Genomic DNA, 15,022 nt, shown 5'->3' on the forward strand with positions numbered 1-15,022 from the left:
TCAAGCTCAACGGAAATTTCGTCCATCGCTTCTTGAAGGTAATGAATTCTTTCGGCGACAGCCGGCACCTGAGCCAGCTGCGGATTGTTCTGAATAGCCTGAATCACCTCTTCGCAATAGGAAACGGCGTCTTCAACCAGTCCGGAATTTGCCTTCTTCTTCGAAGGCATCTGTTCTGTCAGGGAAGAATCAAAAGAATAAGCTGTTTTTCGCACAGCCTTGCAGCGTTTGAGAAGCTCTTCTCTGGGAGAGATATGTCTAAAACGAGAGTTTGAATGCGTTGAATCTACAATGATTCCATTTTTCGCGCTCATAACCCCTTTTTCCAGTGCCAGATCGACCGATCTTTTGATGAGGTCATCAAGAACAAGGTCCTGTGGGAGACGAGTAGAGCGAAATTTGGAAAGAAGAGAGGGATCGATAATCTTCGTCTCTTCAGGATCCAGACCAAGAAAGAACTTCATTTCGAGGTCGAAGGTTGCCTTATGGATCAAATCACGATCGGAGAGCAAGTGAGCGGCTTTAAGAAGCAAAAGCTTAAGCATAAATTCAGGATCGACCGCCGTTCTTCCATAATCCTGTGTATAGTTCTCGCCAACGATGTCCCGAATAAAGGAAAAATCGACATTTTCCTTAAGCATTCGCCAGAAGTTCGTTTTGGGAATCAAAATGTCGTAAAGATCAAGGTAAGGGCTGTAGCTAAGAGTCAGAGTATTCGAGTTATTCAGCATAAACTTCACCATCCTATAAATACTATATAATAATATATAATAAAATTAATTCTAAATATTAATAAATTCTATCATCGGTGCGGATACTCCAGGCAAATAAAAATTCCGACATACAATTTACTTATGTATGCCGGAATTTAAAGAGACTTTTTCAGCAGCCTCGCAGCTGGCCATTTTTTTGCACCTCCAGAACGCAGGACCAATATAAAATCGGATTTATCTTCTCTTACGAGCGGCAGATCCGGTTTTTGTTTAGCACAGAAAACCCAAATGGGTGCGGCGGCCTGAGGGGACCAAAAAAGGACAGAGTGTTCGAAAAAGAGGCAATTGAAAAGGCTGCACGCCATTTGGATCGTCTGCCCAAAAAGGCAGAGGCATGATCCTGGAGGGGAAAGAATGAAAATGACTCCGGTGCTTAAGGACCTGTGTAAATCTTCCATCCGGGTATGGGCCAGATACAAAAATTCAACAGATTTGAGCCATCTCTTTCTTCGTCAGTATCTGAAAAAGACTGGGTAAGGAAAAGCAAAATGCCCAAAGATTCCAGTGCATGCTTATGACGGCAAACCGATGCATCCGTTTTGAAAAAGAGATGGATCGTATAAATGGACATGGGAAGACTGTATAAAAACATTGGATTTTTTCTGTTTGCCGGACTGCTTGGGATGGCATTGGTTGGACGGAATACGCCCGTCTTTCTCTCACGCCAAAAACCGGAAACCATAGAAGTCCAGATTGAAGGCGAAGTGCTCCATCCGGGTCTGTATTCGATCCCAAACGGATCTTCAATCCAGGATCTGATCGCGGTCGCCGGCGGTCTGAAAGACAGTGCGGATCCAGACGACTGGCCGCTTGGACGGGAAGTGCGTTCTCAGGAAGTGATTTTCATACGGGCGAAAACGGAATCCGGCCAGCCTGATCGAATCAGCATCAATACCGCCGATCAAAACGAGCTCATGGAACTGCCGGGCATTGGAGAAGCAAGCGCCAGCCGGATTCTCGCCTATCGTGAACTGCATCCTTTCACCTGCGTCGAAGAGCTGATGAACGTTCCGGGTATCGGTCAGAAAAAGTATGAAAAGCTTCGCGATCGGATTCGTCTGTAACAGAAGCGGAAAAAGGTCGAAAACAGGAACACGGGGCTCGAAGTTCGGAAAAATCAGGGGCTTTCTGAGGGGAATTTCAGGACGCAAACCAAGTGAAATCGCTTAACTCGAAACACAAAAAGCGGAAAAGGGGACAAGAGTCCGTATGTCTATACATACCTTGCCTGCATAATCAGGAGCCAGCTCTAATCATGCTATCGTGGAGATATGCATTACTTGACAAAGGAGGAGAAACAGCATGAACAAACTGTTGTCATCTTTGGCGGTCCTGTCGCTTGACATGGGCAGCCTCATGGCCCCTGTTTACGCGGCTGAGGATTCGCCTCAGGCCGTTCGCCGTACTCCGGCTAAAGAAGAAGATGCAGATAATGACTTTGAGCTTCTCAACGAAGGTGATAAGTACCTTCGTACTGGAGACAAGCTGAAGCTGGAGTTCACGAAGACGTATTACAAGGGTGTTCCAGTAGAGTATGACGTTACCTGGGTAAATCGTCCGGGCGTGATTGAGGTCGATGCAGACGGTGTGCTGCACGTCGAGAAGGCTGGTAACTACTATATGTACTATGGACTGGAATATTCGAAGGAAACCTGTGAACGGTTTAAAAATGATGGGCTGCCAGCACTTGTGGATATGAACTTTTTCATGAACTTTGTGGTATCGGACGATCCGTTTGTTTTCCGCCTGTATAACCCGAATTCAGGCGAGCATTTTTACACTTCCGATAAGAAAGAACGCCAGTTTCTGATTGATCAGGGCTGGCAAGGCGAAGGCTATGGCTGGCTGGGATCGGACACGTCCAGACAGCCGGTCTATCGTCTCTATGATCCAAATGCCGGCGATCATCATTTCACAATGGATAAAAAAGAATACGATGCGCTTGGCAAACTTGGCTGGACCCAGGAAGGAACCGCCTGGTACTGCTCACCTGAGACAGATACGCCAGTCTACCGGCAGTACAACCCGAACGCACAAGCTGGGCGTCATAACCTCACCTCTAACACGAAGGAAAAAGAGTATCTGATTTCTGTTGGCTGGAAGGACGAAGGCATCGTCTGGTATACACCGGTTATTGCCTACTCGGACATAGATCTGGACTGGCTTGAAGAGACTCCGCCTATGGCGCATAACTAACCAAAATAAACAAACAGCCAATTGAAAAAATTCCGAAGCGCCGGATTTACTGGCGTACTTCCATTCCGTCTGGCAAAAGCCAGTCCTGGGATCTTTCTGATTTTCATGGGGATTTACCTTGAAGAAAACCAGAATCGGTCCGTACAGGACTGTTTTTTTCATGTGGTAAAACTCACGTCCTCACTTGTCCCGTAACTTAATAGAATGAATAGCTCGTATCCTCCTCATTTTATGGTTAGAGATGGATCCTTCTGCACCAACTCGCTTGCGGGACTAGAAGTGTTTCTTGCTGCGTTTGAAAAGGAACTGACGAGATGGTCGGTTTGCGCAGACAGTCTTCTGCAGCTTCGAATAATGTAATACTGCTGATCTTTTCCGCGAAGCCGGCCAGTGCCATCCAAACGGTCATCACGATTTCATAAGTATTCAGTAACAGTATAGCCAGTGGTTTACGTTACTACCTGTCAGGTAAATCGGACTTCCTGATTCTTGTTTCTGGATTGGTTGTGAACCTTGGTAAGGCTTATCCTACCCAGACTTGCTACTAAATATAAAAAACTGACGATCAGTTCGTCAGAAGACGGTGCAGAAAATTATGGGGCAGCTGATTCTGGTTTTGCTCTGAGAGTTATGGTCCCTCTCAGGGACTTTGGAGGACCACTTTGCGATCTGACGGAACTTTCTGGAGACCGGATTCATAAGACACCTTATTTCTCGCTCAGGATGGGATTATCCATGCTGAGGTGATGAATATGAATTATGCCTATCTTCGCGTTTCCACAAAGGATCAGTGTGAAGACCGACAGATGGATGCACTAACGGGTATGGACATCGATCGAGTATTTCTCGATAAAGCCTCCTGTAAAAACTTCGAAAGACCCGAATACCAGAAACTTCTTAGCGTACTGAAGCCAGGGGATTTGCTGGTCATCCACAGTATTGACCGGCTCGGCCGGAACTTTGAAGAAATACTGGAGCAGTGGCGGCTGCTGACCAGGGAATATCACGTTCATATCTTTGTGATCACAATGCCGCTTCTGGATACCCGAAAAGAGAACGATCTGATTGGATCGCTCATCAGCAATCTGGTTCTCCAGCTGCTCTCCTTCGTGGCAGAAACGGAACGAAACGCCATCAAAGAACGGCAGAAAGAAGGAATTGCCGCCGCCAAAGCCAGAGGAAAAGCCTTTGGGTGGCCAAGAAAGCCGATTCCGCAGAACTTTGAATACGTGGTATGTCAGTGGGAAAAGAAAGAATTATCCCTGAATGAAGCTCTGGAGCAGTCGGGAATGAAAAAAACAACCTTCTACAGAAGGTATCGAGAATATAAAAACGGTTCCATAAGGTAGACCTTTTGGAACCGCTTTTCTTTTCAATAATTATATCCGCCTCGATTTTCGGGACAATATCGGCCTCGAAAATTACCAATTCACTCCCAAATCGCAATCGTAATGTGCAACTGCCATTACCTTATTCTGGAAAAAGAAGAAAGTTCAAAAAGTCTAAGTTATGACACGTTTTTTATTTTGCTATCTGATCTTTTTTTAACGGATTTCTTGTTTTCTAAGGGTAGTGCGAAGGAACTTATCTATGAAGGAAACAGCCTTTAATCGAGGGTAGAGCCATTACCTGAAAGTTGAAAAGAAAGAGAACGAAATTGAAGGACAGAGACTTGTATATCGGGATATGAAATGACTGAAGAAAATGTGAGGAGCGCTGTGTCTTTGCACCCTGCTGCTTTTGTCGTCTTCGGGAGGACTTTTTCCCATGCGGTTAGAAAAGCAGGCGCCCGATACGATTCAGGCAGAAATCAAAGTCAAAGCCGCCCGCCCGGATGTGTACACGATAAAAAATGGTGCGACGATCCAGGATCTGATTGTGGCCGCCGGCGGGGAAACCGAAGGCGTCGATCTTTCGCGCATTTAAGGAAATTGAAATGTCTGGAATACCGTCTGAGACTCGCCTGACTAGTTTAGAACGAGAATTTGGAAGATGGATTTCATCGATCTCCATGCCTGTTAAAAAACAAAACCATAGTAGATTATCTTGATTGAAGAATGAAACGCAACGATTTTGATGGAAGGACTAAACGCAATGAAGAAGGACCCAAAAGCGGCGTTTACATGTTCAATTCATTAAAAATCCAGCAATCTCTTTCAAAATAAAAAAATATTATGAAATTCATTATGAATGGTAATAAGTTAAATATATTCGAACCGCTTTCAAACCTGTGTTGAATCGGTTGTACTTTGGCTTGCAAGGGTTACTAAGGCAGGCGCGTTTCAAAGGGAGAGGAAATAATGGCTGACAGAATCATTCAGACTGCAGATCTTTCCACCATTGGAAAGAATTTAGAGGTTCTTAGTGACGGGATTCGCGTCGTTCATGAAGATGTAGTGACGACGAACAAACACGTTATGAACGTCGATTCAAACGTACGCGTGGTATACGACGAAGTAGAGAAACTAAAGGGAGAATTTCTCAAGTACGTAGATGCTCAGCTGAAGGCGAATCGCCTGCAGCAGGCAAGAACTACGATCATTTCCATTCGTCAGGAACTGGAAAAAGAATACGGACATTACGATGAAGTTCGGCGCAGCTGTATCGGAATTTTACAGGCGACCGACCTTGATCTGGTCCGAAAAGGAACAATTTCTACAATTTCTGAAAATTTACTGGTAGAGGCGCCCCGCTACTGGCTGGCACCGTGTCTGGTTGCCTTAGCCGCCTGGATTTCGGATGACAAACCCCTGGCGGATAGAGCGGTTAAGGAAGCGATTCACCGAGATGATGAGAAAACTTCACTGTTTTTCTCGCTTGTAACGCGCAGAGCTGACCGCAAACAGGCGACGCTCCAGTGGGTAAGCCGATTCATGGAAAATCAGGATTCTGAAAACCTGAATCGTAATGCGGTTATTATTCTGGATGCTTATGCGAGCGGGCTTCTTGGGCAGGATACAAAAGGTCTGGTTACAGCGCAAATGGAAAAGTGGCTGAATCACCTGAAGGATAAACCTGGATTTGTCGAAACACAGCGTAAGAACTGGGCATCCGCAATTTTGCTGAAGAAAAAGAAATATGCGGGAAAGGGATATACGTATCTGCCTGCCTGTTCTTCCACCTGGCCTCAGCTTAGCGATGTGATGGCTGGCGCCATACTGAACACAACGATTTATAACTATTTTGACAGCATTTATAAAAAGCAATCATCAACGGAATCTCTCAAGGAACAGCTGGATCAGATTCTGGAAACTCTGGTTACCGAGTTCGATGAAGAAGAACTGCCCTGGAGAAAGAAGGAAAAGTTTGAACAGCTGATTATCGATAATGGCGGGGACGAAAAACTCGCTCAGAAGAAAATGAAGATCGAGGAAACGGCCTTCGAGGAGAAGAAGGATTTCACTCAGCTGCTGACCGATTCGGCAATGAAGCCGGAAATTTCCCATGCGTCCCCTTCCACCCAGAAGTTCGCTATTTCGCTGTCTAAAGAATGGATTCTTGAAGGATATCAGGATGTTGTGGCAGGAAATCGAGCGAACGTTCCTGATGAGATCAATTTATCGGTCGATGGATATTCCTGCTCAACAAGAGACGGGGAGAATGAAAACGAATTGATCGAGGGCTTAAAAAAAAATATGGAAACGGTCAGAGCGGAACAGCTTGCCCAGTATGAACTTACAGCTGGGGATACCGTGGCTTTTTACGGCGGGATCGCCATTGCAGTAATTGGCCTGATCATGCTCGTATCCGGAAGCATGCTGTTCGGTCTGATCGCAGTCATTGCTGGATGCATTCTGGTCGTAAAGCATATCAGCAAAAAGAATGCTGTCGAAAAAGGCAGAGAAGCAGTTAATCAGCAAATTAATGAGCGTATTGAAAAGGGAACACAGGCTTTACGTGCCCTCTGCGCTGAAGTGGTAGATTTCCGTGCTGAATTTGCCAAAGAGGATGCAGTGAGTGCTCAGGTTCTGGATTTCCTGGAGGCGATCACTCCAAGCGAATACGTAAAGAATCTTACCGAGAACGGAAAATCGGTATTAGTCTAGGAGGATCAGTAATTTATATGCCGAATAATAGCGTAAATATCTGTCCATTCTGCGGAGCTTCGGTAAACGCGGATTGTATTTTCTGTACACAATGCGGACATCGACTGACGGAAAATCCTCAGAATGACCAGACAGAGCCGTCCGTAACCGGCGAGGAAGTTCTGGACGCTTTCCCGCAGGTTACATTCGAATCCTTACCAGATCTTCAGGAAACGGAAAATCCTTTCCCGGAAGATACCTCCAGCAGTGCTCAGGCGAAGCCGGCAGAAGAAATTGAAGAACCTGCTGCCTTTGAAGAAGACGCTGCTGTACTTGAATTTGATAATTTCTTTACCGAAAGTCCAAAGCAGGAATCCGCTCCTCAAAAGCCTGTGGGCGAGGCATCGAATCTTGCCCTGCAATCGATGCTGGATAGCATGGAAAAACAGTCCGCGCTGGCTAAAGGCCTTCCAGACTGGGATATTGAGCCGCCTCATTTGATGATCAATCGCAAGAAAAGGGATAAGTAAGGATGAAAGCGCCGGCTACATATTATGAATGGGTACCTGTCTTTGAAGAACTGAAGCGATGCTCTCGCAATGCAGAGATTATCGATATTCTTCATAGAGGGACCCTGTCCTGGCAAAGCGGAGTTGCTCAGCGTTTTTCCGAGAAACTGGTAGAAGCTGTAAATTATCGGCTCAATGCTGCCAATGACACGTTTTCTCGAAACATGGCCCATGCTTCGGATGAACGAGCCATAATCCAGTCCTTACATACTTTACGTAAAGAGATTGAATTTCTTTATCAGGCCGTGAACATTCCAGCGGTGCCGGAAAACTATCGAATTCAGTACATGGATATGATTAAAAAACAGGCAGATACGTTCCAGAGTTCGCTGGAAAAATCCGCAAAAAGCGACAGGACCGGAAAGTTGGGATACCTGATTCGAAATAATAAAGTGAACCATTTTAAAGCTTGAAAGGAAGTAAGAATCATATGAGCGCCCTACAGGAAGCAAAAAAAAGCATGCTTCAATACGCGACGGCTCGCATACCGCTGGTAACTATTCATTCCATAGAAATTGCCAGAGTTTTAAACATGCTTGGAGAAGTCAGTGAAGAGAAAGAAATTCCTTATTTTGTTCATACGTCTACAAAAGGGGTTTATGACTTAAAAACCAAAAAGTCAGCGACTGACGATAAGTCTCTTTATTCTGCTTTGGAATTTATTACTGAACAAATGTCAAGACGCTCAAATTTAACCATAGTATTCACCGAGCTCCCGGATCTGAGTACAGAGAATTCGGATTCAAGGGCGTTTCTGGCTCTGGTCAATTTAGCTAATGAAACGGGCGGTCAGATTATCCTGCTGACGACCAACACGCTCTGGAATACTTTGCAGCGTCAGGGAATGCTCATTGACGTGGCCCTTCCTGACGAAGAAGAAATGTATGAAATTATCAACCGGGTTTTGAACGACTACAGGAGCTCGATTTTCGTCGAATGGGATGACAGCGACGTGAAAGAAGCAGCAATGGCCCTGGCTGGCGTTTCGCAGGTCGAAGCAGAAAATGTTCTGGTTTCGCTGATCGCAAAACGAGAAGTTCTGAAATCCGATCTTGTGGAAATCCGGTATGCAAAAGACAAGCTTTTCTCCGATATTTCTGGTTTGGAAAAAATCGTAGTCGATCCATCGGTAAAAAATGTCGGCGGTCTGGCTGGTCTGCAAAAATGGCTGGATGAAAAGAAGAGCCTCATGACTCCGGAAAAGAGGGAGTTCTTACGGGCGATGGGACTTCAGCCGCCTAGAGGAATTCTTCTGGTCGGAGTACCCGGATGCGGAAAATCACTGTCCGCAAAATCGATTTCCGCAAACTGGGAATTGCCTTTATACCGGCTCGATTTTGCGACTGTGCAGGGAAGCTATGTCGGCCAGACCGAACAGCAGTTAAAAGATGCGCTGACAACCGCAGAAAACGTAGCGCCGTGCATTTTGTGGATCGATGAAATCGAAAAAGGATTATCCGGTGCAACAGGCCCGTCTGGAGACGGCGGGGTTTCCACGCGTATGGTCGGACAGTTTTTGTTCTGGCTTCAGGAATGCAAGAAACCAGTATTTGTAGTAGCCACAGCCAATGACGTCAGTATGCTCCCCAGTGAACTTCTGCGCCGGGGCCGATTTGACGAGCTTTTTTTTGTGGATCTTCCTACGGCAGATGAGCGGCGTGATATCCTGACGCTTTACATGAGAAAGTACTTGAGAGTGAACTTTACCGGAAAATTTGCTGACCAGATTGTGGATATCACCGATGGATTTACAGGAGCCGATCTGGAATCCACAGTTCGAGATCTCGCTTATCGCAAACTCGCAAATTCCGAGTTCCGTCTGGATGCGAAAAATATCGTAGAAGCTTTTGAAAATGTAGTTCCGCTTTCTCAGACCAGTCCGGAAAAAATTGAAGCTATACGAAACTGGGGAAAAGAAAAAGCGGTTCCTGCATCCGGAAAACCAATCGGCGACTCTGTACTGAGCGAGAAAAAAGGCGAGCGCCGCCGTAAAGTGCTGATCTAAGTGCTTATTTTCTGACGGAAAAGACAGGAAACGCTTTTACCCGGATCGATCCATGGAGCTGCTGCGATCGGGCTGAATTTGTAAGCCTTCCTGGACAGCCGATGCAAAGTCATGCAGAAGCAGAGAATGCAATTGAAGAGAGTGCAATAAAAGGTGAATGGAGGAGAGTTGCTGTGCCAATTCCAATGCTGAAGAAGCCGCAGGAGCAGGCGAAAACAACCTTATCTGCCTCGAAACCGAAGAGCAGAACAAAAACACAGTTTGACATGGCCCAGCGGGAAAGACTGCTGCGAAAAAAGCGCTCCAGTGAATATATGAATTTGATTCACAAACTGGACGCCGGCGGACATGTTCATAACCGTCATCAGTTAGAAGAAATTCTGAACCAGATCAATGCCGAACTTCCGGATATTGAGCTGGAAGGCTACATGCTGGGCATTGTCAGCAAGTGCTATTTAGGGGTTCCTTATGAAGTCCATTCTCTCGACTATGCGGGAGGAATTATCACCCACTACAAAAGAAATGAGCCTCTTCCAAATGGAATGGAAAAAGCCAGGTCGCTGGCTATGCGGGGGGGCTACCAATTCATCGAAGTCTATACCGATAAGATGTGCTGCGTGGACGCCTCTGGCAGAGTTTCGATTGTGCAGTAAAGCCGGGTCAGCCAGAATGTACAGCTGGAAATGAGGAGATTATGGACATTATTTTGACTGTGATCGTTATGGTTCTCGCACTCGTCTTTCTGAACGCACTGTTTTTTAAAATGGCGGGTTCCGATGATTACGGGTTCGACAAAGTAATTGAAGGCTTGATTGCAGTGATGATTCTTTACCTGGTGATCATTGCCTGCTTTGGGGATTTCATCAATATTAAAGGATTGCCTTTCGTGGATCAGCTGGAAAATTTCGCGGGGATTCACGATATTTATGCGAATGACAAGACCCTGTTTTTCACAGAATGTGCAGAACTGGTTTGCCTTCTGTTTGTAATTTCGCTCATTTCACAGTACATCCCCAAAACTGGAGGAAATGGTTTAGGCGGCAAAATTATTGTTGGAATTCTCACGCTTGGATGCGGGGTAATTCTGAATAACTATCTGGTCACCTGGAGCAAGAGCAACAGCACATGGGAAATTCTGCTTAAAGCCGTGCAGTGCGCGATAGCCGGAACGGCGGTTCTGAATATTCCTGTATCTCTGGTGGCTCATTTTATGGGGACGAGTTCAGAGGATTCCTTTGCTTCCTTTATCGCAAATCATCTGTCGAAAACAAAAGTATCCAAAGCATTAACCGCTTCCGTTACGAATGCGGCAGTGCTGACGGGCGGACTGATGGTTCTTGAAAATCAGATGGGAAGCTTAAATGGACTGCTGGCTTCTGCTCCCGCCCTTCTTGAGCTGGGCGGAACGATCGTTCTTATGATTGTCGGAATTCGCTTAATGATTAAATCGATTTCCCGATAATTCAGCACAATTGAGCTTTATCTTTCGAGAAAAACGGATTCATCATCAGGAATGGATCCGTTTTTTTGTGCGTTCAGCCTGCCGTTCTGCCGTATAGAAAGATAGTCGGATCCGACGGATTCAAAACAAAACGGCTTCAAAGAGGAAAAAAAACAATATTGAAGGACAGTCTTTCGTATATCTGGATATGAAGTGGCTGAAGAAAATGAGCGGACCGTTCTGTCTTTGTGCTCTGCTGCTCTTGTCGTCTTCGGGAAGACTTTCTCTGATGCCGTTAGAGAAGCAGGCGCCCGATACGATTGAAGCGGAAATCAAAGGCGAAGTCGTCGCTCCGGATGTTTACACGATCAAAAATGGGGCGACGATTCAGGATCTGATTGCAGAAGCGGGCGGGAAAACCGAAGGCGCGGATCTTTCCCGCGTTTCCCTTCAGGAAGAAGTGAAAGCGCATGAAGTGATTGTGATCGCCAAAAAGAAAGCCGATCCCCAGGCGCAGCCGATTCGAATCACCATGGCAAGCAAGGAAGAACTGATGACTTTGCCGGGGATCGGCGAATCGACGGCGCAGAAAATTCTGGCGTATCGCGAAGAACATGGCTTTTTCAAACTGGAAGATCTGATGGAAGTGCCTGGCATTGGCGAAAAGAAGTTTGAAAAGCTGAAGGATCGAATCGCGCTGTGAGAAAACGGACACGCGCGCAGACAGTCGATCCAGCGGCTGCGGCTTTATCGGCCCGCTCAAATCGAGGACAGAGCCGCTGGAAAAATGGGTGGGAAAAAGGGAAAGCCTGGGCGAATGCACCAAAAGGCAAGGATGATGCGCCGTGGCTATGCCTGGCGATCGCTTTCTGGCTGATTTTATGGATTGATCGATTCTGGCTCTGCGTGGCTGCCATTCTGGCAGGGGCCTTATGGCTGAACTGGCGATTTCGTCACGGCTGGCCTGTCCTGGTGTGGATTGGACTGGGCGCTTTCGCGATCGGTGTTCTCATGGGATCAGCCGCGGCTTCCCGGCGCGTGCCGCAGGAGGGAGAATACCGGATTTGTGAAATTCGATCCGGCTATGCGATGGCTTCGAATAAACGGGATTCGGTAATCGTTTATGAACCGGAATCCTTCATTCTGGATCAGACCGTGTTTCTTTCGGATTTTGAACGCATCCATTCGGCGGACAATATCGGTCTGTTCAGCTTTGGCCGCTACGTGGCGCAAAAGGGGATTTACTACAGCGCAGCCCCTCCAAAGGACGATCAGAATACTCCACAGGCGCAGAATCTGGCTCATCCAGAAAAAGCCAGACGACAGGAACCGGAAACGATAAAAGCCAGAGTCTGGCGCTTTGTAAATTCGAGACGAGCTGCGTCGCTGTATCGCCTGCTGATTTACGGGATAAACGACAAAGACGAACTGGACTGGATCGGGACGCTCGGACTGCCGCTGATGGGATTGCTGGGGGTAATAAAAAAGCGGCTGTCGAGAAGACTGTATAAACCGCAGGTCAGTCTGGCGGTGTTTGGAATTCTTGGCGGATTTGCGCTGATCGTTCCGGTTTCGATTTCCGTGATGCGCATGGCGGTATTTCTGATCGCTTCAACGCTCTTTGAAAATCGGGCTAAACGCCTGTCCTTTTCTATTCTGACTATGCTTCTGATCTGTCCGCAGTCTGCACGAAGCATGAGTCTGGTTTTGCCGGGCGCCATTTTGTTTTTTACGCGGTTTGTAGAAGGGAGCGGTCCAAAGCGCTTTGTTTCTTCCTGTGTCTGCATTCTTTGCCAGATCGCCTTTACGGGCAAGGTCAATTTGTTTTTCCTGCTGGCCTTTACGTGGCTGAGGCAGCTCTTCGGGTGGCTTTTCCTGCTGAGTCTGCTCGGTCTGTTCTGGGAAGAGTGGGGCACGGTTCTGGAGAAGGGCCTGTCGTCTCTGGATGTTTCGTTTGAAGCCTTCGATCTGCATGGAATGGCACCGCTCTGGTATTTCGTGCTGCTCTGCATGGTGCTGATGGCGATCTGCTGGAAATGGAGCAAGGGCAGAGCACTGCTTTGTCTGGTGCTCTTTGGCCTTTATCCGGCAATATGGCATTTTGATCCTTTTTATCACGTGTATATGCTTTCCGTTGGACAGGGAGACGCCACTGTCCTGGTGGAGCCTTTCATGAAAAGCGTTGTTATGATCGATGCCGCCGGGCGATTTAATCATGACAATGCCTCCGAGCTGTTTATCCCGTTTTTTCAAAGCCGCCAGATTTCTCAGCTCGACGCGCTGATCGTAACGCATGGCGACTTTGACCATAACGGAGCGGCGGCTTCGCTTTGCGAACAGTTTTCCGTAAAGAAGAAGATCGAGGAAAGCGGCCAGATCGTTCCGGTCGACTATCCATTCGAACTGCTGCTGCCGCAGCGACAGGCCGATCCCGACGACGAAAACGATCAGAGCCTGATCAGCCGCTTCGCCTTCGACGGCTTTTTCTATCTTTGGACGGGCGATGCTTCGACAGCGATCGAAGAGCAGCTGCTCGATCGGTATGTCCTGTCTTCGGACGTGCTGAAACTTGGTCATCACGGCTCTTCGACGAGTTCTTCCTGGGACTTCATAAAAGAATGCGATCCCCAGCTGGCTCTGATTTCCGCCGGCTATAAAAACCGGTACGGGCATCCGTCCAATGAAGTACTTTTGCGCCTGAGCGAACTGGGCATTGATCGTCTGAATACCGCGGATCATGGCATGGTCCATCTGCAGAGTTTTCACGGCTGCATGAAAATTGAAACCGCCGATGGCCTGACGGCCTGGATCGGGAACAAAAAAGAAAAGGCAGCCTTGCCAAAACAGGAGACTGCCAGAGAAACAGATTCTTAGAGTTTGCGGTTTTACTGCGGATTGGAGAAAGCCCAAAGCTCGGAACACTCGCTAAGAACCGCATCGATGTCCCAGAGCGTATCGCTGTGACGGATGGAATTGGGGTCGTTGATGCGAAGCTGTCCATTTCCCAGACCGGTCGCCACGATGAAATGACCCGTTCGGGTAAATGTGCCCGGAAGCATGTGCAAAATAACAGGCTTGCCGGCTTCCAGCGCCTGCCGCAGCGCGTTCGTATCTACCGGCAGCGTTTCACGGTTCAGATCCAGCGCATCAGCGGCTTCGGGAAAGAAGGCGGAGGAGGTGCCCATTCCGGGATAGTAATCGCCAAGCGCAACATCCAGATCGGCTAGAACCCGCGGCGTCAGGGTCGGATCCTGTTTGAGCCAGGAAGCGACCATCGACAGGCACGTCGGGCCGCATCCGCCCACCCAGATCATGGTATCGGCCAGCGGTTGCCAGCCCCAGCGTACGTCCCACTGTAAAAGGCGCGGGACGCTCTTCAGACTTTCCTGAAGGGAAGAGACAGGGGTCTGATACTGTGCGTCTGCCGATTGCGGCCAGGTTCGAATGAAATCGTATCGATCCGGATCGCGAAGGAAAAAGGCGAGAAGCGCATCGGTGTACTGATCGGCGTCCAGAAAGAGAGCGTAGGCTTTCTGCTGATCGGGCCCAGGGGTTAAGGCCGCTTCCTTGAGCGCGTAAAACGTTTCGTCGCTAATCTGCTCCGGCTTTTCGCGCTGGTTAATTTTTTCTTCGTCCGGTTGCGTGCTCTTTTCCACGGTAGCCCGCAGATGTACAGCCATCGTGGAAAGTGTATCCGAAAGAACGGTCCGGCTGGCCGAATTCTCTGCCTGCTTTTTTGCACTTGTTTTGGCCTGCAGTGCGCAAAAGCCAAAACTGCTCAGGCTGACCGCCGCAATCAGAAGGGGCATCGCCAGTGTCATCCCGGTTCTGGATGCAGGCTTCGAAACCGTCTGCCTGGTTTTTAAAGAATTGTATTCTGCGTTTTCCGGCTTCATAAAAATTCTCCTTTTCGTTTTTAAATAGGATTTCTGTCTTTCGGTCAAATCATATTGATCCTCCCTGCAGAGTCCGGTCGGTTCAGAACAGGATGGCAGCCTGCAAAAAAACAGAGG

General features: G+C 47.7%; 14 protein-coding genes. 12 read left to right on the plus strand and 2 right to left on the minus strand.

Going from position 1 to position 15,022, the window contains the following annotated elements; all coding sequences use genetic code 11:
* Nucleotides 1-731: transposase (locus tag Afil_RS00005; RefSeq protein WP_230266462.1), on the minus strand; the 731-nt coding region annotated here is incomplete at its 3' end.
* Between the two features lie 605 nt (nucleotides 732-1,336).
* Between Afil_RS00005 and Afil_RS00010 the strand changes: the two genes are divergently transcribed.
* The 12 genes from Afil_RS00010 to Afil_RS11310 all read left to right on the plus strand — a co-directional run bounded on the left by Afil_RS00010 (nucleotide 1,337) and on the right by Afil_RS11310 (nucleotide 13,883).
* Nucleotides 1,337-1,837, plus strand: coding sequence for a ComEA family DNA-binding protein (locus tag Afil_RS00010; RefSeq protein ID WP_230266463.1), 501 nt, complete (start codon nucleotides 1,337-1,339; stop codon nucleotides 1,835-1,837).
* A 238-nt stretch (nucleotides 1,838-2,075) separates the two neighbouring features.
* Nucleotides 2,076-2,969 carry a hypothetical protein gene (locus Afil_RS00015; protein WP_230266465.1) on the plus strand — a complete coding sequence of 298 codons (894 nt, stop codon included), beginning with the start codon at nucleotides 2,076-2,078 and terminating at the stop codon, nucleotides 2,967-2,969.
* Between the two features lie 752 nt (nucleotides 2,970-3,721).
* On the plus strand, nucleotides 3,722-4,318 hold the full coding sequence (locus tag Afil_RS00020) for a recombinase family protein (protein ID WP_439647316.1): 597 nt from the start codon (nucleotides 3,722-3,724) through the stop codon (nucleotides 4,316-4,318).
* 418 nt (nucleotides 4,319-4,736) lie between these two features.
* Nucleotides 4,737-4,895, plus strand: coding sequence for an SLBB domain-containing protein (locus tag Afil_RS00025; protein WP_230266467.1), 159 nt, complete (start codon nucleotides 4,737-4,739; stop codon nucleotides 4,893-4,895).
* 374 nt (nucleotides 4,896-5,269) lie between these two features.
* A complete protein-coding gene (locus Afil_RS00030; protein ID WP_230266468.1) occupies nucleotides 5,270-7,015 on the plus strand; it encodes a hypothetical protein in 1,746 nt (581 codons plus the stop codon).
* A gap of 17 nt (nucleotides 7,016-7,032) precedes the next feature.
* Nucleotides 7,033-7,524 carry a zinc ribbon domain-containing protein gene (locus Afil_RS00035; protein WP_230266470.1) on the plus strand — a complete coding sequence of 164 codons (492 nt, stop codon included), beginning with the start codon at nucleotides 7,033-7,035 and terminating at the stop codon, nucleotides 7,522-7,524.
* A 2-nt stretch (nucleotides 7,525-7,526) separates the two neighbouring features.
* Nucleotides 7,527-7,976 (plus strand): hypothetical protein, encoded by a 450-nt coding sequence (locus Afil_RS00040; RefSeq protein ID WP_230266471.1) that lies wholly within the window; start codon nucleotides 7,527-7,529, stop codon nucleotides 7,974-7,976.
* A 47-nt stretch (nucleotides 7,977-8,023) separates the two neighbouring features.
* Nucleotides 8,024-9,568 carry an AAA family ATPase gene (locus Afil_RS00045; protein WP_500861501.1) on the plus strand — a complete coding sequence of 515 codons (1,545 nt, stop codon included), beginning with the start codon at nucleotides 8,024-8,026 and terminating at the stop codon, nucleotides 9,566-9,568.
* A 173-nt stretch (nucleotides 9,569-9,741) separates the two neighbouring features.
* Nucleotides 9,742-10,221, plus strand: coding sequence for a hypothetical protein (locus Afil_RS00050; protein WP_230266474.1), 480 nt, complete (start codon nucleotides 9,742-9,744; stop codon nucleotides 10,219-10,221).
* 41 nt (nucleotides 10,222-10,262) lie between these two features.
* Complete coding sequence (locus tag Afil_RS00055) at nucleotides 10,263-11,030, plus strand: hypothetical protein (RefSeq protein ID WP_230266475.1); 768 nt, start codon at nucleotides 10,263-10,265, stop codon at nucleotides 11,028-11,030.
* Between the two features lie 187 nt (nucleotides 11,031-11,217).
* On the plus strand, nucleotides 11,218-11,712 hold the full coding sequence (locus tag Afil_RS00060; protein ID WP_230266476.1) for a ComEA family DNA-binding protein: 495 nt from the start codon (nucleotides 11,218-11,220) through the stop codon (nucleotides 11,710-11,712).
* A complete protein-coding gene (locus tag Afil_RS11310) occupies nucleotides 11,709-13,883 on the plus strand; it encodes a ComEC/Rec2 family competence protein (RefSeq protein WP_230266477.1) in 2,175 nt (724 codons plus the stop codon). The genes Afil_RS00060 and Afil_RS11310 overlap by 4 nt, the downstream gene beginning before the upstream one ends.
* Nucleotides 13,884-13,894: 11 nt before the next feature.
* On the opposite strand, the gene Afil_RS00070 is transcribed toward Afil_RS11310, so the two are convergent.
* Nucleotides 13,895-14,905 carry a C39 family peptidase gene (locus Afil_RS00070; protein ID WP_230266479.1) on the minus strand — a complete coding sequence of 337 codons (1,011 nt, stop codon included), beginning with the start codon at nucleotides 14,903-14,905 and terminating at the stop codon, nucleotides 13,895-13,897.
* Between the last annotated feature and the right edge of the window lie 117 nt (nucleotides 14,906-15,022).

It is taken from the genome of Allobaculum fili (genome assembly GCF_020969955.1).
In the GTDB taxonomy this organism is placed as follows: domain Bacteria; phylum Bacillota_I; class Bacilli_A; order Erysipelotrichales; family Erysipelotrichaceae; genus Allobaculum; species Allobaculum fili.